This is a genomic window from Paraburkholderia sp. SIMBA_053 (assembly GCF_046534895.1).
Classification (GTDB): Bacteria; Pseudomonadota; Gammaproteobacteria; order Burkholderiales; family Burkholderiaceae; genus Paraburkholderia; species Paraburkholderia caledonica.
In genome coordinates this window covers 52,463-71,501 of the sequence record NZ_JAWRXU010000015.1, presented here as the reverse complement: position 1 = coordinate 71,501, position 19,039 = coordinate 52,463, and the positions used below count along the sequence as shown (strand labels likewise).

18 protein-coding genes and 1 pseudogene are annotated in these 19,039 nt (G+C 60.0%); 6 read left to right on the top strand and 13 right to left on the bottom strand.

The features are described 5' to 3' along the window. Window positions 1-12: 12 nt before the first annotated feature. The 8 genes from SB753_RS29655 to SB753_RS29620 are packed head-to-tail and all read right to left on the bottom strand — an operon-like array spanning window position 13 to window position 6,851. Entirely contained in the window at window positions 13-786 is a 774-nt protein-coding gene (locus tag SB753_RS29655) for an Asp/Glu racemase (protein ID WP_410803347.1), read from the bottom strand. Beyond that, the gene (locus tag SB753_RS29650) at window positions 783-2,027 is read right to left on the bottom strand and encodes a D-amino acid dehydrogenase (protein WP_410803345.1); all 1,245 of its coding nucleotides are present in this window, start codon (window positions 2,025-2,027) and stop codon (window positions 783-785) included. The genes SB753_RS29655 and SB753_RS29650 overlap by 4 nt, the downstream gene beginning before the upstream one ends. Before the next feature lie 10 nt (window positions 2,028-2,037). Then, window positions 2,038-2,385 carry a RidA family protein gene (locus tag SB753_RS29645; protein WP_410803343.1) on the bottom strand — a complete coding sequence of 116 codons (348 nt, stop codon included), beginning with the start codon at window positions 2,383-2,385 and terminating at the stop codon, window positions 2,038-2,040. 37 nt (window positions 2,386-2,422) lie between these two features. After that, entirely contained in the window at window positions 2,423-3,145 is a 723-nt protein-coding gene (locus SB753_RS29640; protein ID WP_410803341.1) for an ABC transporter ATP-binding protein, read from the bottom strand. After that, a complete protein-coding gene (locus SB753_RS29635) occupies window positions 3,142-3,927 on the bottom strand; it encodes an ABC transporter ATP-binding protein (RefSeq protein ID WP_410803462.1) in 786 nt (261 codons plus the stop codon). The genes SB753_RS29640 and SB753_RS29635 overlap by 4 nt, the downstream gene beginning before the upstream one ends. 8 nt (window positions 3,928-3,935) lie before the next feature. After that, window positions 3,936-4,823: a branched-chain amino acid ABC transporter permease gene (locus SB753_RS29630; RefSeq protein ID WP_410803339.1), complete on the bottom strand. Its 888-nt coding sequence runs from the start codon at window positions 4,821-4,823 to the stop codon at window positions 3,936-3,938. Continuing rightward, window positions 4,816-5,709, bottom strand: a complete 894-nt coding sequence (locus SB753_RS29625) for a branched-chain amino acid ABC transporter permease (RefSeq protein WP_410803337.1) — start codon at window positions 5,707-5,709, stop codon at window positions 4,816-4,818. The genes SB753_RS29630 and SB753_RS29625 overlap by 8 nt, the downstream gene beginning before the upstream one ends. Window positions 5,710-5,756: 47 nt before the next feature. Then, on the bottom strand, window positions 5,757-6,851 hold the full coding sequence (locus SB753_RS29620) for an ABC transporter substrate-binding protein (protein ID WP_410803460.1): 1,095 nt from the start codon (window positions 6,849-6,851) through the stop codon (window positions 5,757-5,759). A gap of 283 nt (window positions 6,852-7,134) precedes the next feature. Here SB753_RS29620 and SB753_RS29615 point away from each other — a divergent pair, with 283 nt between their 5' ends. Continuing rightward, window positions 7,135-8,565: an MFS transporter gene (locus SB753_RS29615; RefSeq protein ID WP_410803335.1), complete on the top strand. Its 1,431-nt coding sequence runs from the start codon at window positions 7,135-7,137 to the stop codon at window positions 8,563-8,565. A 247-nt stretch (window positions 8,566-8,812) separates the two neighbouring features. On the opposite strand, the gene SB753_RS29610 is transcribed toward SB753_RS29615, so the two are convergent. From SB753_RS29610 to SB753_RS29595, 4 genes are all read right to left on the bottom strand, one after another. Continuing rightward, window positions 8,813-10,135: a type II toxin-antitoxin system HipA family toxin gene (locus tag SB753_RS29610; protein ID WP_410803334.1), complete on the bottom strand. Its 1,323-nt coding sequence runs from the start codon at window positions 10,133-10,135 to the stop codon at window positions 8,813-8,815. Continuing rightward, entirely contained in the window at window positions 10,128-10,379 is a 252-nt protein-coding gene (locus SB753_RS29605; protein ID WP_410803458.1) for a helix-turn-helix domain-containing protein, read from the bottom strand. Before SB753_RS29605 ends, SB753_RS29610 begins: the two co-directional genes overlap by 8 nt. Window positions 10,380-10,678: 299 nt before the next feature. Further along, window positions 10,679-11,050: a hypothetical protein gene (locus tag SB753_RS29600; protein WP_410803332.1), complete on the bottom strand. Its 372-nt coding sequence runs from the start codon at window positions 11,048-11,050 to the stop codon at window positions 10,679-10,681. Between the two features lie 74 nt (window positions 11,051-11,124). After that, window positions 11,125-11,700, bottom strand: coding sequence for a TetR/AcrR family transcriptional regulator (locus tag SB753_RS29595; protein ID WP_410803330.1), 576 nt, complete (start codon window positions 11,698-11,700; stop codon window positions 11,125-11,127). Between the two features lie 660 nt (window positions 11,701-12,360). Here SB753_RS29595 and SB753_RS29590 point away from each other — a divergent pair. Next, window positions 12,361-13,722: an oligogalacturonate lyase family protein gene (locus SB753_RS29590; RefSeq protein ID WP_410803328.1), complete on the top strand. Its 1,362-nt coding sequence runs from the start codon at window positions 12,361-12,363 to the stop codon at window positions 13,720-13,722. Between the two features lie 84 nt (window positions 13,723-13,806). On the opposite strand, the gene SB753_RS29585 is transcribed toward SB753_RS29590, so the two are convergent. Continuing rightward, on the bottom strand, window positions 13,807-16,401 hold the full coding sequence (locus tag SB753_RS29585) for a TonB-dependent receptor domain-containing protein (protein ID WP_410803326.1): 2,595 nt from the start codon (window positions 16,399-16,401) through the stop codon (window positions 13,807-13,809). A gap of 263 nt (window positions 16,402-16,664) precedes the next feature. On the opposite strand from SB753_RS29585, the gene SB753_RS29580 reads away from it, so the two are divergent. From SB753_RS29580 to SB753_RS29565, 4 genes and pseudogenes are all read left to right on the top strand, one after another. Next, the gene (locus SB753_RS29580) at window positions 16,665-17,222 is read left to right on the top strand and encodes a sigma-70 family RNA polymerase sigma factor (protein WP_410803324.1); all 558 of its coding nucleotides are present in this window, start codon (window positions 16,665-16,667) and stop codon (window positions 17,220-17,222) included. Beyond that, window positions 17,219-17,359, top strand: a pseudogene (locus tag SB753_RS29575) (FecR/PupR family sigma factor regulator); the annotation flags it as partial. The gene SB753_RS29580 and the pseudogene SB753_RS29575, both read left to right, overlap by 4 nt. Window positions 17,360-17,416: 57 nt before the next feature. Beyond that, window positions 17,417-18,160, top strand: a complete 744-nt coding sequence (locus tag SB753_RS29570; protein WP_410803456.1) for a FecR family protein — start codon at window positions 17,417-17,419, stop codon at window positions 18,158-18,160. A gap of 115 nt (window positions 18,161-18,275) precedes the next feature. Further along, window positions 18,276-18,977 carry a DUF6250 domain-containing protein gene (locus tag SB753_RS29565; protein WP_410803322.1) on the top strand — a complete coding sequence of 234 codons (702 nt, stop codon included), beginning with the start codon at window positions 18,276-18,278 and terminating at the stop codon, window positions 18,975-18,977. Window positions 18,978-19,039: the final 62 nt, after the last annotated feature.

The following is a 19,039-nucleotide window of genomic DNA, read 5'->3' as shown; positions in this document are numbered from 1 at the left end:
CCCTTGCCCCGCTTACATGGTGAACAAACGCCCAAACTGAGGTAATGAATCAGCCACGCCTGCGAGGCGCAACGCATGCCAGGCCATCGCGTGATTGCTCGAAGTAACCGGCTTGCCGATCTGCGCCTCGATATCAGCAACCGCCGCGGCGAGGCGCAGACTCGTGCACGACACGAACACGGCCTCTACGTCGTCACGTTTGCCGACCTCCGACACCGCGCGCCGCAGCGACGCTTCGTCAATGCGCGCCACTTCGTTGTCGTTGCCGTGCTCGAATGATCCCATCACGACGACGTCGATGCCGCGCGCGCCAAGATACGCCGCCATCGACTCGTTGATCTCGCGCACATACGGCGTCAGCAGCGCAATCCGTTTTACGCCAAGCGTCTCGAAGCCAACCCGTGCGGCGGTGATCGGCGTCGTGCACGGCACGCCCGGCCGCACTTCGCGGATGCGCTCGAACACCGTCTCCTCGCCGATCACCATCGAAGCCGACGTACAACCAAATGCGACCACGTCGATGCGTTCGCCGGGACGGATCAGCGCGACGCCGGTCCCGATTCGCCCCTCCATTTCGGCGAGCGTTTGCGGCGAGATATCTGCCGAGTTGAACACGCGGCTCTCGTAGAACGCCACGCCGTCGATTGCGAGCAGCTTGCGCCACTCATGCTCGATGGTGTGATCCGTTGCGAGCACAATCAGACCGATTGCAGCGCGCCGTGCGATGCCTTCATCCAGCGAGAAGTCCAACCGCATATAACTGTCGAGCGTATCGATTGAGTTCATGGCAGCGTCAGTCCTGTGAGATCGAGTTCCGGTTCACGTCCCTGCATGAGGTCGGTAAGCAGTCGGGCGGTACCGCACGACATGGTCCAGCCCATATGCCCGTGTCCGGTGTTCAAATAGAAATTTCGATGCGCGGTGCTCCCGATGATCGGCGTGCCTTCGGGCGTCATGGGACGCAGACCGGCCCAGTATGATGGCCGCTCGTAATTCGCACCGTTGGGAAACAGGTCGCGCGCGGCCTGCAACATGTGCCGGAAATCTTCCGGCGTGTGCCGCGTGTCGAATCCCGCGAATTCAGCGGTCGCCGTAAAGCGCAACCGGTTGCCGAAGCGCGCCCAGGCGGTCAGGTTGTTCTCGTCTACCCCGCCGACATCCGGCGGCGTATTGCCCGCTTCGATCGGCAGCGTCACCGAATAGCCCTTTACCGGATACACCGGCAGCCGATAGCCGAGCTGCCGCGCCACGAATGGCGAGAACGAACCGAGTGCAAGCACATAGCGATCCGCGCTCAGACGTCCGCGCGACGTCTCGACGTAATCGACGCGATCGGCACTCGCACTGAGATGCTTGATCGCGGTGTCGAACTGGAAGGTCACACCGAGTTGCACGCAACGTTCGTAAAGCGCTTTGGTGAACAGATGCGCGTCGCCGCTCTCATCGCTCGGGCAATAAATCGCGCCCGCCAGTTTGTCGCCCGACGCAGTCAAGGCTGGTTCGCGTGCGATGGTCGCCTGGCGGTCCAATGTTTCAAGCGGCAAACCGTTCTCGGCGAGAATCGCCATATTGGCGACGCCGCGTTCAAACGAAGCCTGATCGCGGTACACATACAGCAGCCCGCGGCTGATCCGGTCGTAGGCCAGGTTTTCCGCCGTGGTCACAGCCTGCAGTTGCGCCTGCGAATATCGACACAACCGCACCTTGCGCGACGTGTTGAGCCGCGACTTTTCCGCCGTGCAGTTCTGCAGGAACTGCCAGCACCAGGCCCACATGCGCCAGTCTGGGTGCAACTTCAGGCGCAACGCCTGCCCCTCGCTATACAGCGACTTCAACATGATTTTCGGTGCGCGCGGCGACGCCCACGTATATGAGTGTCCGGGCGCGACGAGCCCCGCATTCGCAAAGCTGGTTTCGAGCGCGACGCCGGGCTGACGGTCCACGACCGTCACCTCCTCGCCCGAGCTCGCCAGAAAATACGCCGTCGTCGTGCCGACGATGCCGCCTCCTAGTACGACCGTCTTCATCGATACCTCCCTAGACTGCCGCGATGACCGCGATTTCAACCGTGTATTGCGGGAACGCGAGTTTCGATTCGACACAGGCACGAGCCGGCGCGTCGTCCTTCGGCACCCATGCGTCCCACACCTCGTTCATCTCGGCGAAGGAGCGGTAATCGGCCAGCCAGATATTGGCCGAGAGAATCTTCGTCTTGTCCGAACCCGCCTCTTCGAGCAGACGGTCGATCCTGGAGAGAATCTGCGCCGTCTGGCCTTTGACATCAAGGCTCGTGTCGTCCGCAACCTGACCGGCCATGAAGCCGAGATTGCCGAAGACGACCAGTTGACTCATTCGTGCACCCGCTTGAAAGCGCTTGATCTGCATGTGTGGCTCCGTAGTAAACGTAATGGGCTTCGGGTAATCAGGCGGCGGCGCGACCGCCGAGATAGAGACTGCGCATGTCGTCGCTCGCCAGCAGATCGGACGCGCGTCCTTGCAGCGCGATCTCGCCCATCGCCAGCACGTAGGCGCGATCGGCGATACGCAGTGCTTCGACTGCGTTCTGCTCCACCATCACGACAGCAATGTGTTCACTGTCGCGGGTGCGCACAATGGCGTCGAAGACTTCGCCGACCATCCGCGGCGAGAGTCCTGCGGACGGCTCGTCGAGCAACAGCAGGCGTGGACGCGGCATGAGCGCACGCGCGAGCGACAGCAACTGGCGTTCGCCGCCGGACAGTGCGCCGGCCATCGCCAGATAGCGCTGTTTGAGTACGGGGTAAAGCGCGCAGAGTTGCTCGATCCGGCCATCGCGTTCGCGGGTCGAGAGGAACTGGCCGCCCAGCAGCAGGTTCTCGCGGACGCTCAGTGCACCGAACACGTTGTCGGTTTGCGGCACAAAACCCACGCCATGAGCGCGGACCTTGTGATGCACCGGCACGCGGGTCAGATCCTCACCCGCGATCATCACTCGGCCTTCGCGCGGAATCACAAAACCGGCTATCGACTTCAACAACGTCGACTTGCCGCAGCCGTTGGGGCCGAGAATCGTGACGATCTCGGTTGGGCCGACCGACATCGTGATGCCGCGCAGAATATCGACGTCGCGCGTGTAGCCGGCCGTGATTGATTGAAGTTCGATCACGATGCCTCCGCAAGACGGTGCGCGTTACGCGAGCCGCCGAGATACGCTTCGAGCACGCGCTCGCTTTGCTCCAGCTCCGACGGCGCGCAATTGGCGATCAGGTTGCCGCGGTCCAGCACGACGCAACGCGTGCACAAATCGCGGATGAAATGCATGTCGTGCTCCACAACGATCAGCGTCACGCCCGCCTGCCGAATCCGTTTCAACTGGGTGACCAGGTCGTTGCGCAAGTTGGGATGAACGCCGGCCGTCGGCTCGTCGAGTAGCAACACACGCGGTTCACTCATCATCGCGCAGGCAATACCGAGCAGCTTTTTCTGGCCCCCGGAGAGTGAGGCGGCTGAGAGATTGGCTACTTTGGTCAATAACAAATCGTCGAGTAAGGCCGTGGCCCGCTCCCGCGTGCGGGCTTCGAGCTCGCGCGCCGGTCGCAAGCGCAGCAAGGCGGCGAGCGGGCCATGCTGCGCGATTGAGGCGGCCATGGCCACCTCGAGCACCGTCATGCGGGCCGGCATCGCCGGTAGTTGGAACGTGCGGCGCACACCCAGCCGTGCGATGGCGCTGGCGCCGAGCCGGTCGATGCGTGCACGGTCGAGGAGAATTTCGCCGCCATCGCAAGACGTAAAACCCGTGATCGCATTGAGCAAGGTGCTTTTGCCCGAGCCGTTCGGTCCCAGCAAGCCGACAATCTCGCCCGTCTGCACCTGAAGACTCATGCCGCTCAAGACCTGATTGCCGCCGAACGCTTTCGAGACGTTTCTCACTTCGAGAAGAGGGGGTATGAGCCAGTTCATTGCGCCACTCCGAGACGTTCCGGCAGCAACCCGCGCGGACGCCAGATCATGCATGCCAGCAACAACACGCCGACGATCCCAAGCCGCACCGCACCCGCCATGTCGCTGCCGATCCCCAATGCGTCTTTCAGGAACGGCACCGACGAGTACACCGCCTGCACGACGAAAGCGCCGCAGATTACGCCCAGCCCGTTGCCGAGTCCGCCGATCATCACCATCGTCCAGATCAGAAAGGTCTCGGAGGCCAGCATCGAATCCGGACCGACGAAACTTGTGTACCAAGTCAGTAATGCGCCCGCCAGCGCGGCCGGAACCGCAGCGGCGACCGACGCTCGCGTCTTGAGCGCAATCAGGTCATAGCCGAACGCGGTGGCGAGCGCGGGCTCTTCGCGCATCAGCTTCAACGCACGGCCGAATCGTGCGCCGGCCAGTCGGCGCGACGCGCCGTAACACAGCAGCAGGCACACCGCGACCAGCGCCAGAAACGCCCAGTCGCCCTGCGCACCGGCTGGCGTCGGAAACAGTGCGGCGATGCCGCCGATGCCTTGCGCACCGCCGGTCAGCCAGCCTTCGTTGAGCGCAATGGTGCGGAGAATTTCGGCCAGTGCGAGCGTTGCGATACCCCAATAGTCCGACGACAAATTGCGCCCGAGCCTCGCGATCACCACGGCCAGCACGCACGCCGAAGCGACCGCCGCCAGGAGTCCGACGCCCTGCGGCAATCCGGCGTTCGACACGATACCGGCGGCGTACGCCCCCAGCCCGGCGAACGCGACAAAGCCGAAATTGACGAGGCCCGCGTATCCGGCCTGCAGATTCAGACCTAACGCCATCAAGGCATAGATGCTGGCAATCGTCACGAAATGAACGATGAAACTAGACACGACGCACCTCCCTGTCGAAGAGTCCATACGGGCGCACCAACAGCGCGACAAGCAGCACTGCGAACGAAGCGGCACTGATATACGTCACCGGCAGAAACACCAACTCGCGTCCGAACAGGAAACCGAAATCGATGTTGGTGACGAGCGTTTCGGCCAGTGCGATCAGCAACGCACCAGCCGCCGCACCGAGTGGATTGCCGAGTCCACCGAGAATCGCCGCGGCAAAGACCGGCAGCAACAGACCATTGCCGAGATTCAGATGGACCTCTTCGGTGAGTCCCAGCATCGTGCCGCCGAGCGCGGCGAGCGCGCCGCTCGCAAACGTCACGATGGCCGTGACGCGATTCACATCGATACCGGTTGCGAGCGCGAGGGGCCGGTTCGACGCCAGAGCGCGCATTGAGCGGCCCAGGTTGGTGCGAAACAGCAACGCACTGAAGAGCGCTAGCACTGCGACGCCACAGCCAATCGACGCGAGTTGCGCGCCGGCCAGCGGCACCCCGGCGATCATCAGCGGCGCGCTGACCTCGAATGCATAGTGCAGGGGGCTGGAACCGGCACAGGCCAGCACGACCGCCACGATGATCATCGACACCGCGAGCGAGCCGATCATTGCGTTGGCGCTGCCCCGCTGCAACAAGCGGGCGAAGACGAACTGGTTCAACAGCACCGCGAACGTGCCGAGCACCAGACACGATACGCCTAGCGCCACCGCGAACGGCATGCCGGCGCGCTGACAGCCGAGCGTGATGAACGCGCCGAGCATCGCATATTGCACGTGGGCGATGTTCGGGAAGCGCACGAGGGAATACAGCGTCGATAAGCCCACCGACACCAGCAACAGGTCGGCCGAGCGAAGCAGAACGTCGATCAGGAATTGCAGCATGTTCAGCCCCTTGTACGAGCGTTGATGAAGGTGTCTTGAAGGCGTCTTCAGCGCGCCACGACGGTCTTGTCGTACTTCACCTTCTCGTAGGGTTGCTGTTCACGCTGGCCGTCTGCGTCGAATGCAATAGCGCCCGTGGCACCGCTCCAGGACTTGCCGACATCAGCCATCGCGGCCTTCACTTTTTCCGGATCCAGCGATTGCGCCTTGTTGATCGCCGCGGCCGACAGCATCGTCGCGTCATACGCATAGCTGCCAAACGACGATTTCACAGACTGCTTATAGGCCTTTTCATAAGCGTCCTCGTAGAACTTGCCGTTATTGCCGACCGACGCAACCTCGATACCCAATTGTCCCTGCGCGACCTGTGCAGGCGTGTCGCTCGTACACATCGTCAGATAAATGCCATACCACGGCTTCTTGCTCAGGCCGAGTTCGTAGGCCTCGCGATTGATCGTCGCCGCTTCCTGGCCGTAGGCGCTATAGACGAAACCGTCGGGTGCGGCGCGGCTCATCTGCTGCAGTTCCCGGCGATACGTCGACTGCCCTTCCGTGTAAAGAACCTCCGACACAATCGTTCCACCGAGGGTGGCAAAGCGCTTCCTGAACTCGGTCGCGATGCCCTGCCCGTATGAATTGTTCGGCACGATCAACGCAATCTTGCGCATCTTCAGGTCGTACATGTCCTGCGCAGCGAAACGTGCCGACAGGTCGTCGAGGCCGATCACGCTAAACGAGCCTGCCCCCACCTTGCGCACGGCAGGACTCGACGAACCGATGTTCACGTGCACACCGCCCTGCTTCACGACGTACTGGCCCATCGGAATCGTGATGCCCGACGAGAACTCGCCAAGCACAACCGGCACCTTGTCGACGCTCACAAGCTTGCGTGCTGCGTCGAGCGCGGTATTCGCCGTTCCGCCGGAATCTTCGATGCGCACGTCAAGCTTCTGCCCCATCACGCCGCCCTGCGCGTTGATCCTCTCGACCGCCAGTTCGATTCCGCGGCGCTGATCTTCGCCAATCGATGCACTCGAACCGGTCAACGGCAACACCGCGCCGATGCTGACTTCTGCCTGCGCGTGAACTGCACCTGCGAGTATTACCAATGCGACTGCGGACCGCCATTGATTCAGCTTCATCATCGACCTCGATCGAAGGGGTTCAGGGAAATGGAACGCTTCTCTGCGCACATAAGTGTGCACACTAGTGCGTAAAAAAATAAGTTGCAACGCAATAGTCAAGCTGATCGATTGATGCAAATTTCTATAAATATCAATTGCTTATATCAAATAGCAAAGACTTGTGACGACGTTGCACCGCAAAAATATTATTTATTTCTCGCTCGCCGACGCCGCGGCGATCGACTACTTTATGGTTCACCGAACCCGGCGATCATCGAACCAGCCGCGTAGAGCAACACCCATGGATCCAACCCAGACCATTCTCAGCAACCGCCCGCCAGAGTCCGCTGCAGCGCCGTTGGCTAGCGCCGCGCAGACGGCCGCCGGCATACCGATAAGCGAACGCGGCGGCGCAATGACGCTCGTCGCGGTAGCCGCCGGCTTCGTCATGGCGATGCTCGACGTCACGATCGTCAACGTCGCGCTGAAACCGATGCAGATCAGCCTGTCGATGTCGTTCACCGCGCTGGTGTGGGTCGTCGACGCTTACACGCTGAGCTTCGCCGCGTTACTGCTGCTCGGCGGCGCTTTCGCCAACCGGATCGGCGCCAAGGCCGTCTATCAAAGTGGTCTCGCCACATTCGTGGTCGCTTCGCTGCTCTGCGGCTTCGCGATCACGCCCGCCATGCTCCTCTGCGCGCGTCTGCTGCAAGGCGCCGGTGCGGCGCTCTTCATGCCGAGTTCGTTGAGCCTGCTGACCGAAGCTTTTCCTGCGGGGGCGCGTCGCCGCAAAATGATCGGCATCTGGGGCGCGCTCGTCTCCACAGCGATGGCACTCGGTCCGCTGTGCGGCGGCGTACTGATCGCGCAGTTCGGCTGGCGCTGTATTTTCTGGGTCAACCTGCCGATTGGCATCGCGGGCCTGTGGCTCACCGGCCGCTACGTCGCTCCTTCGCCACGCTTGCTGGCACCGCTGAACTTGCCGGGACATTGCTGCGGCGCAATCGCGCTCGCGTCTTTGAGCTATGCGCTAATCGAGGCGCCGGGCTCAGGTTGGGGAGCACCGGCGATTTTCGGTAGCGGCATAGCCGCCGTCGTGGCGGCTCTCGCGTTCGTCTTGCTCGAACGGAACGGGCAGCACAGGATCTTTCCACACGCGTTGATCGAAAGCCCCGCCTTCATGGGTGGCACGACGATTGGCCTGCTGATCAACTTTGCGGTGATCGGTGCGCTGTTTTTGTTGAGCCTGTATTTGCAGCATCAACGCGGTCTGCCGCCCCTGGAGGTAGGATTGCAACTGTCGCCGCTCATGCTGCTGTTTGCGATGGGCAATCTCCTGTCTGCGCGGGTGAGCCACATATTCGGCGCGCGACATGGATTGCTCGGTGGCGTAGTGCTTGCAGCACTCGCGTCACTGGCGCTTTTGCTAATTGGGACGATGCCGTACTGGATGATCCTGTGCTGCGTCGGTCTGGCGAACCTCGGCGCGGGTGAGGCGATTCCTGCCATGAATCTCGCAGTGATGCAGAGTGCAGGATCGTCCCATTCGAACATCGCGGCAGCCACGCTCAATGCAAGCCGGCAGATCGGATCGCTGCTGGGTGTGGCCGCTGTGTCGATCGTGTTGCAGGCGGCAGGCTCGCTTGTGATGGGCTATGCCGTCAGCTTCGGCGTAATTGCTGCAGCGTTTTTCGGCGCGGCGGCGGTGGCCGTATCAGCGTTTCGTGATTGAGGAGAGAGCCCTCTCGCACCGAAGCAGCGGTCTCCGATGCGCAATCTTACGAATTCAGCCGGCTATGGTTGCGCTGGATCCACTGACGCTCATACACGGCAGCCGTCGTCAGGCCCCACTGTATGTACCTCTGTCGTTTGGGCCTATTTTTTACAGAAGACGGAGCGTCTGTTCACCAGTTTCTGCATATAGCGCAGGACGGTTTTGCCAGACTGCAAGCGCGGTACGTCACTCGCAGAGGATGCCTTTATGGTCGTACCACTGCGCGCCGGCGCTTATGATTGAACATCTCAGGATCCACCGACATGTCACCGGTCGCGATGCCTTCGGCAAGCCTGAACGCAGGGCGCAGCTGCTCAAGATCGTCTTCCCCAAGATTGCACTCGTCGTGAAACAACGCACGCCAGGACGTGTGAACCGTACTCGCCATGTCGCGAAGCGTTTCCCACGCCTGAGCGTGATCATAAGCAAAAACCGGCGCGTCCAAAACCAGATTCTCCGGGGAGGCAACACGGCTGTGCCTGCTTACCATCATCGCCTGGACTAGCGGTGTTTGAGGAATGGCAACGATATCGTACGCTGGCGAGAGCACCCACCTGCCATTCCGATAGAGCAACCCATGATTTCGCGGGTGATCGTCATAGTTACCCACTAGGGCATTGAACGCCATTCTGCGCCACAGTTCCTGTTGCTGATCGTCAGCCCCTTGATGTCGATGATCAGCGGACCATCGCCGTAACTCATGAGCAAGCTTGGGATAAGAACGGTCGGGACTTTCTCGCGTAGTATCACTATCCAGGCGCAACACCGTCGCGGCGCTTGCGAAGAACGTGCGCGCGACGCAGCCGTTGATGACCTCCCGATCAAAACGCTTGACCAATACCACTTCATGCGCGCCAACGCGCTCAAACTTCACCTCTGCAACGTCGATTTTGCAGCGCTGCGCGAGCCTCATCGCAACGTACTCTCGTGCCGGTAAAAGGCGTGCGCCGTTGCGGGGCTGCAATTTCGCGATCCACCACTCAGTCTTACCATCGATCTGGCGCGAGACCGTTAGCTTCGGCTTTTCGCCGCCGAGGCTGGTGCCATCGTCGTCACCCGTCAACTGCCGCACAAGACCGGTGATTGACTCACCGATATCCGTCTTGGCCAGTCGGCTTCTGAGTTCTTCCTCGGACGGCGGGACGAAGGAGATCTTCTTTTCGAGCTCGTCGGGGCGGCACACTTCGATCGCACCCACGCCATCTCCGGTGGCAAGATCCATTCGCTCTATCTCGTTGAGCGTCCTGTTACCGTGCTTCGCGTTCAACAGGTCAAGACCAAAGCCCTCCGGCGCCGCGTCCCGCAATATCCCGAATACGCCATTCATCGCGCTGGTAGTAGCCGGTTTTTTCGACCTCGTAAACGGCAGGTTTATGGGGTCAATCGGAATAGCCTCACCCTTTCGCTCGAGATAATCGGCCAAGTAGGCGAACTTTCCGAACCCGGGCTCCCAGGAAAAGGTCCCGCACTCAACAGGCGACACTGAGCCGGGGAGCCACACCCAAACCGGACGTACCTGCTCAGCCATGGCCACGTCTCCCGCCGCGCTTGAAGCGGTTGATTGCCGCCCGTTTTATGTCCGGGACTTCCTCAGGGCGCAGAGCGTCGCGAAGTCCCCCCAGGAGATCCAATACCCATAGGGCAGTGAGCACCTGACCAAATCCAACGGAAGGTCTCCCTTTCTCAATGTTGACTACTGTATTGACACTTGTCCCCATTTTTGAAGCAAGGTCAGACTGGGTCCATTCCCTCGCCCGACGAGCAAGGGCCACAGTCTCGCCGAGGGAGCTGACGACCTCCTCAGCCTCGAAAGGAAGGAGGTCAGCGTGAAGGGTTCTTTTCACAATAAACTCAAAGAAATGCGGGTTAAATTTGAGTTTATACAAATTTGGCGAATTTCCAAAGGACTTCCGAACCTTACTGGGCGCGTCCGTTCCGGTTGCTTACTTTATGGGCTCGGCCACCCTCCTCCCTGCGCCCGCCCTTTTCAAACGCTGCTGCCGGCGTCCTCGGATACCCACGAATTCGACGAGGATGCGCACAGGTAGCCCGGAGGCAGGCAGCGTGCGGGTCATAATTGGGGACGCACCACTGCGGCGATGGTGAAAGGAATGTCCAGTGGTCGACGCGCGTTGCAGGGTCGCGGAGCCGTGACCGCGCCGGTGGCACTGACGCCGCCCTCGCGGGCGGCGGCATGGAGCCGCCGCGCAACTTCCCTGAAACCGTCGAGCAATCGACGAGGAGTGGCGTCGGACACAACTGGGTCAGTAAGCCACACTCGCCGAGGCACCATCAACTCCCGATCCTCCATGGACATGCGTATGATGGATGAGCATGTCACACCCGTGCGGTCGCCCGGCACGCAATCGAGCCAGTCATCGCGGTTTCGCTCCTTGCTGACACGCAGGCGGGCGGCCTTTTTATCGGTGATCTTCCGGATCATTGTCAGCGCCACACGATCCCGCGGGGGCGCTTCCCGGACGTTTTCCGCTTCACGCTCAACCGCCCCCGGCATTCCTAGGCTGGCAAAAGACCTGCTTTTCGATAGCTGTTGATTAGGGCGTCATAGAGTGCAAGATCGGCACGGCTCCTGGCAATAAGCTGAGCGCCGGCAATCGAGGCAAAGATGGCCCGCGCCCGGGGCTTGCTCTCGCGGGCTCCGACCAAACCCGCCGCGGAAAGTACCTTGCTCAGCCAAGCCACATTCACGTCGGCGAACGTCCGGACTTCGTTCATCACGACTTCCGGAAGGTCGTCAGTTTCAGCAGCCATGAAACTGCAAAGACATATACGGTTGCCGCTCTCCAGCGCTTTTCGGAAAGTATCGGGATAGTGGCGCAGACAGTGCAATGGATCCCCAGACTTTTCCAGCATGTCATCCAGCGCTGCCGAAGAATCCTGCCAGTATCGCCTCGCGACAGCCGCGCCGAGATCCGCCTTGCTCCCGAAATGATGGTAGATGCTCGCGGCCTTGATACCTACCGCTTCGGCGAGGTCGCGATAGTTCAGCCCGTTATAGCCGTGCGTCTGGGCGAGGCTCGTAGCAGCGGTAAGGATTTTCTCTTTCGAGTTCGGGCTCGCCTCGTTCTTCACGACCTTCGCCTCCATACAGGAAAGTGGCATATTGACCTAAGGCATTATAGCTTAAGCGACCAGGCTAGCGAACGTTAGGTATATGCATACGTCACGCGTTCTCCATCGCCTGCATGCTTGACCAGATCCGGTGCATCTAATCGCTCAATGCGCTCAAGGGATCACTATCGCAAATCATTCCCGAGTGTTCAAGCATCTGAACGAGTGTGTTGGCACCGTCGCAGACTAACTTCAAAACGGGTCCTTCGCCGGGACAGATTGCGAAGGACACTGGCGTGTCTCTGCGTACGGGCTACTGCAAAAAAACGTGGAAATATCTGAGCTAAGCCGCGTCAACGGGATCAGCCGACGGATACCCTTTCTCGAACGCTGCTGCTGAGAGTTCAGTGACTACGTTCCACTTCATGTCGGGCCTACCGTGCGCTCGGGATCGACGCTGCTGGGGTTGTTTCCTCGTCCGACGAAGTAACCATCGAACAGACTGAAATCGAGGCCGTCTGACAGGCTCCCGCGCGTTGGCCTGTACTTCGGGGCCTCGCATACCGCTGGCACAGGCATACGGTGCCCGTAAACAAAAACCGGCCACACGGCCGGTTTCGATTTGGTACAGCAGGCGACAGGTCGAGGCGGCGCGCTGACGCTTTTCGCTCCCCATTGCACATGTTGATCGAGTGGCCTGTCACTGTGCGCGGGTTACTCACCCTTCTTCGAATTTCACCCTTCTTCGAAATCCCTATGATGACGTTCCCATTACGGTTACACCGTTTCCTCTCGGGCATCGCTTTGGTCGCAGCATGTACCGTTGCCACAGCAACTGAAGCGCCGGTACCGAAGAGCTGGATCGATCCTGATACCGGCCACCGCGTTATTCGGCTGACCGATGAGCCCGGCTCGGCCAGCCTTTACTTCAACATCAACGCATTCACGCCAGACGGCAAACAGATGGTCTACACGACCGCCGATCACGGCATAGGCGTGCTCGATCTAACGACATTCACGTCGCGGTCGCTAGTGAAAGGTCCGGTAGGAGGCGGTCCGGGCGCGGTCGTCGTAGGACGCAGGACGCCCACGGTCTACTATTTCAAGGGCTCGCCAGACGATCCGAAATACGCGTCGCTATGGTCGGCCGATATCAATACGGGCAAACAGCACAAGATAGCTGACCTGCCACGTCGCGCGGGAGTGTTCTCGATTAACGCCGACGAAACGCTGGGCGTAGGCAGCTACATAGTTGGCGACGGCGAGGATTTCAACGGTCGTCAGGCCGGTGACGCGACGCCGCTGGGCTGGGTTGCAGAACCGCTCAACAAGGAACAGAAAATGGCTCGGCGTCTGGCCCAGCGGTTGCCGATGATTGTGTTCACTGTCGATCTGAAAACCGGCAGCACAAAGGCCATTCTCGCAAGCACCGACTGGATCGACCACTTGCAGTTCTCACCCACTGACCCAACGCTCCTGATGTATGCGCATCAAGGCGCATGGCAACAGGTCGATAAACTCTGGACGATTCGTACCGACGGGTCTGGCAACAAGCACATCGATCCGCGAATCATGGCAATGCAAGGCAGCGGACATCAGTGGTGGGACGCCAACGGAAATATCTGGTACGACCTGCACTTTCCCGAAAACGTGGATGCGTTCGTGGCCAGCTACAACGTTGAAAACGGCAAACGGGTCTGGTATCACTACGACCAGCAGGAGTCGTCAATTCATTTCACGCGTTCGGCAGACGGCACGCTGTTCGCGGGTGACGGTAGCAACGCGCCCGGCGCGCAATGGATTTATCTCTTTCATCCTGAGCTTGTTAAAGACGATCACAGCCTCGGGGAAAATCTGATCCAACCGGGGCGCTTCAAGGCCGAACGTGTGGTCAACATGTCGAAACACAATTACCGGCTAGAACCGAACGTTCACTTCACCCCTGACGGCAAATATCTGATCTTCCGTTCGAACATGCTCGGACCCGTCTATGTATTCGCGGTGGAAGTCACCCGCGCAACCGCCGCTTCCGGGGCCCACTAAGGGTTTGCGTTCCGGAGCCCGATAAGGCTCGGACCTTGAAGCATCTGCATCAAGGCCCGAGCCGGTCACGAACGCTTTACAACCTTAGAACTTATACGTGAGCGTGCCGCCAATGGTGCGCGGCTCGCCGATCCAGCCGATTACCGAGCCGTAGTCGCTTTCGACCAGACGCCGGTAGTAGGTCTTGTCGAACAGGTTATTTACCCAGACCGATGCGGTCCACTCGCCACGGCTGAACTTGCCGCCCGTTCCGGCCGAAAGCGCCACCAGACCGTATCCGGGGATGCGCGTGAACGCCGAATCATCAACGGTGCCAAACGCCCACGTGCGATACGAATAGCGGGCGCTCACAAACGATGTCAAGCCATTGGGCGAATGCCACGTATAGCGCGCCGTCGCATTGAAAGTGAATTTCGGCGCGTTGAAGACCTGATGGCCGGACAGATCACAAATCGCCGACGAGCCAGCCGGTCCAAGCGTGACTTCTGGCGGGCAAATTGCCGGGCGATAGTTCAGATAACGCGCATCGTTATAGACAGCCGATGCTTGCAGCAGCAAATGATCGTCAGGTGTGTATTGCAACGAAAATTCCGCGCCGCGCGAGCGAAAGGTACCCGCGTTCGTCAGATATGTCGATTGCGTCGTCGGGTCGTAGCCCTGCGTCTGAAAATCGCTGACGTAGGTGAGAAATACGTCGGCCTTCGCATTCAACGTGCCGTCGAGCAGCGTGCCCTTGATACCCAATTCTGCGCTTTTCGTACGCTCAGGCTGGATCACGAGCGAATCGATGCCCTCTTTTGCAGCCGCACCCGACGAAACGTTGAGGCCACCTGCCTTCTCGCCGTATGACAGTGCAAGATAACTGGAAACGTCACGCGTAAGCAGGTATTTGAAATTCAGCGTTGCCGATGGCAGCGTGTTTTCCTGAACCAGGTAGCCGGAATTAAACGGCTGCTTGTTGTAGCGGACGAACTGACCGCCCGTCTTGTTGTAGGTCAGACGCAGACCCGCAGTGATATCAAGGCGCGGCGTCGCGTGAAATGTGCCTTGCCCGAAACCCGACCACATTTCGTCGTGGAGTGTACCGTCACGAATAACGGTGAGGCCGTTATAGATACTGGAATCGTAGTAAAGGTTGGGCAAGTTGCTATGGGCGTAACGCGTGAATGCCTGCGTCGACTGGTTCTCACCCATATAGGTCGCACCAACCGCGAAATCGAAATACTTACCGTGCGGAGAATCGAGGCGGAAATCCTGCAACCATGACCGGTCAAGAAATTGCGTGCCGCTGTTCGCATAGATCGGGACGCTCAGGCTGTCGGCTGTGGAAGGCACATAGCTGAAATAACGGTACGAACTTATCGAACGCAGGTTATAGCCGTTGTCAAAGCGGTAATTCACTTCGGCGGAGGTGCCGCCCTGCACAAGATGGAAGCTGTTTTCGTCGTCCAGCGCGACAAGGTGATCGTTGCCACCATAAACCACGTTGTTACCTACCCGCCGCGAATGGGTAAGAAAACTGTTGACGCCGTTCACCGAGTTTGACGCATACGTAACTGGCGTGGGCGTCCCGTTCTCGTTGTCGTAGTCGGCGCTCAGGCGCACGCTGAGTTGACTGTTCGGTTTAATCAGCAACTGCCCACGCACGTTGTTGCTCGAATTACCGTTGAGCGTATTGCCGTTGGTGATGTTGGTCACGTCGCCGTTGGTGCTGCTATGCACGTAGTCGATGCGTCCTGCCACGGTATCCGAAATCGGACCAGACAGCATCGCATGATTCATCACCGTGCCGCGTTCGGCGATCGACAGACTTTCCGCCCCTGTGAGCTTGAAACTCGGCAACGGTGTATGAATGTCGATCACACCGCCAGTCGAATTTGCGCCGAACAGCGTGCCTTGCGCGCCGCTCAGCACATCGACGTAATCAACGTAGGAGAGCGCGCCGCCAAGCATGCCGGGACGTGGCAGATAAACATTGTCAAGATAAACGGCCACGCTGCTCGGCATGCCGATGTTTTGCTCGCCGCTCATCTGCCCGCCGCCGTCGCCAATGCCCCGGATCGTAACCTGCACATCGGACGGATCGGTCGTCTGTACGTTCAGTCCCGGCACGATCTGCTGTAGGTCCGCCAGCGACGTAATGCGCTGCTGCTGCATTTCCGTACCCGTCACCCGGTAGCTTGAAGTGGGCGCGCGCTGCGGATCGTCCCGACGCGAGCGTGCCGCGCTCACCGTCACGGTGCCAAGTTGCGTCGTCTTGTCGGCGACGTTCGCGGACGCAGGAGCCGGCCGAAGTGGCCGGCTAGCTTTTGGGCTGTCATCCTCCGTCGCAGCCGGCTGCACACGACGCACAGCCAGCGCCTGCCCGTTTGTCGTCACGACTTCGAGCCCGGTTCCCTTGAGCGCTTGAGTGATCGCGTCCTGTGCGCTGAGTGTGCCGCTTACGGGCGCGGCCACAATGTGCTCCACCAGTTTCGGATCATAACTGAGTGGCACACCGCTTTGCGCCGCGATGGACAACAGCGTTCGATTAAGCGGCTGTGCCGCAAGGTGAAATGTCTGCGTTGTCTGTGCGAGCGCAGCGTTTGCGATAAAAAAGAGCGTAGCCGCAAGCGCGCTCGGTGTGCGCAACGGTCCTTGTGGCGCGCGGGTACGCGCAGTAGTGCGTGGTCGTTTCACGTTATACCTGTCGTTGTCCTGATTGCTTTGCCGGTCCTGAATCGTTCGAAATGTCAGTGCGTTTCGCACGGTGGACATGTGCAACGTGCAAGCAAAAGCGTCAGCGGACAATGCCAGATCGCACGGCTTTTTTACGACTTTTTATTTGTGGGTTGCGCAGCACACCAAACCTCATAACGATCCAACAAACCGAGCTTTGGCAACCCTCAAGCTCCCTTTAGAATCGCGGGTCCAGCCTTTGCATACCTCTTCCTCGATGCGTTATGGCGATCCAACCTCAAAGCCTGCCCGCTGGCCGCGCCGCCGATACTGATGCGCTCGTCAACCGGGCGTGCTTGCGCGAGCGCTTTCTCGCCGACGAATTCCGCCGCAGTTATAGCTGGCTCACAGGCTGCATGCACCGTCTCGTAGGTTCGAGTACCGACGCCGAAGATCTGGCCGCGAGTGCCTTCACCGAACTCGCCGGTTATCCCGACGTGAGTGCGATCCGGCAACCGCGCGCACTACTCACCACCATCGCACGACGGTTGACGTTCGAGCACTGGCGGCGGCGCGACATTGAACGCGCCTACCTGGCACGGCTCGCATCAGCGCCGGAGCCCCTTGCTCCGGCTCCCGAAGTTGCGCTCGAAGCAGTGCAGGAAATCTTGCTGATCGACGCGGCCTTGCAGCAGTTGTCCGCGCGAGCACGCGAAGCATTTATCCTGAGTCAATTCGAAGACATGAAATACGCCGATATCGCGGCGCGACTCGGCGTATCCGTGAGCATGGTGCGAAAATACATCGCTCAGGCGCTCGCGCTCTGTTGCCAGATCACATGACCGGCAATAACGAACGTGCATCGGAACTGGCGGCAATCGAATGGGAAGTCCGATTGCGCGAAAAAGGCATAACCGCGCGTGAACAAGCCCGCTTCGAAGCATGGCGCAGTGACGAGACGAATGCGCGCGCATGGGAAGCGTTGCAGGCACGGCTTGCGCGCATACGCCCGACGGCTGCGATAGAACGTGCCGCCGTGGCCGACGCGCTGCGTGTGCCTTCGGAAAAACGCCGCAAACTGTTGCGCGCGGGTTTTGGTGGCATGGCCGCTGTGCTTGGGTTTGTCGCGGTGCGCGACGGCGTACATCGTCTTGGGCTCGATGCTGACTGGCGCTCCGACATTGGTGAGAGGCGCACGGTCAGCCTTGCCGATGGCTCGCGCATGACAATTGATGCGGGCAGTCGCATCTATCGCACGGCGGCACATGACGATCTATCGCTGCGCGTCTCGGCAGGACAGGTGCTTATCAGCATGCCCGAATCTCGTGCAGGTGCGTCGCGCCGCATCGAAACCGCTCATGGGGTCATCGAGACAGCCGGGGGCACACTGAATATCGGGCGCATTTACCATCATGGCGTGCTGGCTGTCGGCACGGGAAATGCGGCGTTGTCACTGCCCGAGCGCAAACCGATACGGGTCGCCGCTGGTGAAAGCGTCATATTCTCTGCCACTGGTGCGCACCGGCTCGCGCAGTCATTCGACATGGTGAGCGCATGGACGCGCGGCATCTTTGTCGCCGATAACCTGCCGCTGCCGGCGCTTGTTGATGTTTTTAACCGATATGACACCGGCTTGATCCATGTGACGGGATCGGCGGTAGAAGTGCGCGTAAGCGGTGTATTCCTGCTCGGCGATATTCCGCGCGCACTCACGCAGGTTGCCGACAACGCCCCCGTCGAACTGACCCGAGTTGGCGACTATTTGAGCGTGTTCAGCTAGTTTTTTCAAATGCGCTGACGGTTTGCGCGTCTCGTCGCACATGGTTGGTGGGAGCCGCAATTGAAGGCAAAGCGGCCGGTCCGACAACCTGTACACAATGTGACGGAATCTATTCGTGCGCAATTCTTTAATCACGGCGCTTGCGCTGCTGGCCGCTGCGCCGTTGCACGCTGCGCAGCACATGATCCTTAAGGACGGTTTCACTTCGCTCGATACGCGGCGCTGGATTGTCGAAGCCGAACGGTCCACACAAAGCAAGGGGCAACCTGACGATACGCAGCCAGTCTATGCACAATCGCATGCACTCGTGCTCGATAGTGCGCGCGGGCTCACGGTGTGGTTAAACCAGCGTCTCACGGGACACTATGAAATCACCTTCACGCGCACCGTGCTCGATGCGGGCGGTCCGCATGATCGCGTCTCGGACATGAACCAATTCTGGATTGCGAGCAAAACGCAGGCGCAACAGCGAACAGCGCCGTTCGGCGGATCGGGGCGTTTTTCCGACTATGACACGCTCGACCTGTATTACGCAGGTGTGGGTGGAAACGACAACACGACGACACGTTTCCGCCATTACAACGGCACGTCTTCGCGCCCACTGCTGGCCGAATATACGGCGCCGCCGTGGCTGCTGCGCGCCAATCATGCCTACCACGTGCGCATCGTTGTCGATGCAAACGGTACGCGCTTTTATCTCGACGGCCGGCCGTGCTTCGCGGCGGCGGGCCCATTGCCCGACGCGGGCTGGTTCGGGTTCCGCTCGACTGCATCGCGCCAGACCATCCGCGATTTCGCGATTCGCGCACTGCCCTGAACGGACCGCAATGAAACTCAACCAATGTCAAATGTCGATCCACTTCGACGCTTTTCGGTTCA

Excerpts from the sequence above, each read along its gene's own strand:
- SB753_RS29625 (WP_410803337.1), bottom strand. The coding sequence starts at position 5,709 with ATGCTGCAATTCCTGATCGACGTTCTGCTTCGCTCGGCCGACCTGTTG.
- SB753_RS29610 (WP_410803334.1), bottom strand. The coding sequence starts at position 10,135 with ATGGCTGAGCAGGTACGTCCGGTTTGGGTGTGGCTCCCCGGCTCAGTG.
- SB753_RS29645 (WP_410803343.1), bottom strand. The coding sequence starts at position 2,385 with ATGCAGATCAAGCGCTTTCAAGCGGGTGCACGAATGAGTCAACTGGTC.
- SB753_RS29615 (WP_410803335.1), top strand. The coding sequence starts at position 7,135 with ATGGATCCAACCCAGACCATTCTCAGCAACCGCCCGCCAGAGTCCGCT.
- SB753_RS29650 (WP_410803345.1), bottom strand. The coding sequence starts at position 2,027 with ATGAAGACGGTCGTACTAGGAGGCGGCATCGTCGGCACGACGACGGCG.
- SB753_RS29590 (WP_410803328.1), top strand. The coding sequence starts at position 12,361 with ATGTTGATCGAGTGGCCTGTCACTGTGCGCGGGTTACTCACCCTTCTT.
- SB753_RS29580 (WP_410803324.1), top strand. The coding sequence starts at position 16,665 with ATGGCGATCCAACCTCAAAGCCTGCCCGCTGGCCGCGCCGCCGATACT.
- SB753_RS29620 (WP_410803460.1), bottom strand. The coding sequence starts at position 6,851 with ATGAAGCTGAATCAATGGCGGTCCGCAGTCGCATTGGTAATACTCGCA.
- SB753_RS29600 (WP_410803332.1), bottom strand. The coding sequence starts at position 11,050 with ATGATCCGGAAGATCACCGATAAAAAGGCCGCCCGCCTGCGTGTCAGC.
- SB753_RS29655 (WP_410803347.1), bottom strand. The coding sequence starts at position 786 with ATGAACTCAATCGATACGCTCGACAGTTATATGCGGTTGGACTTCTCG.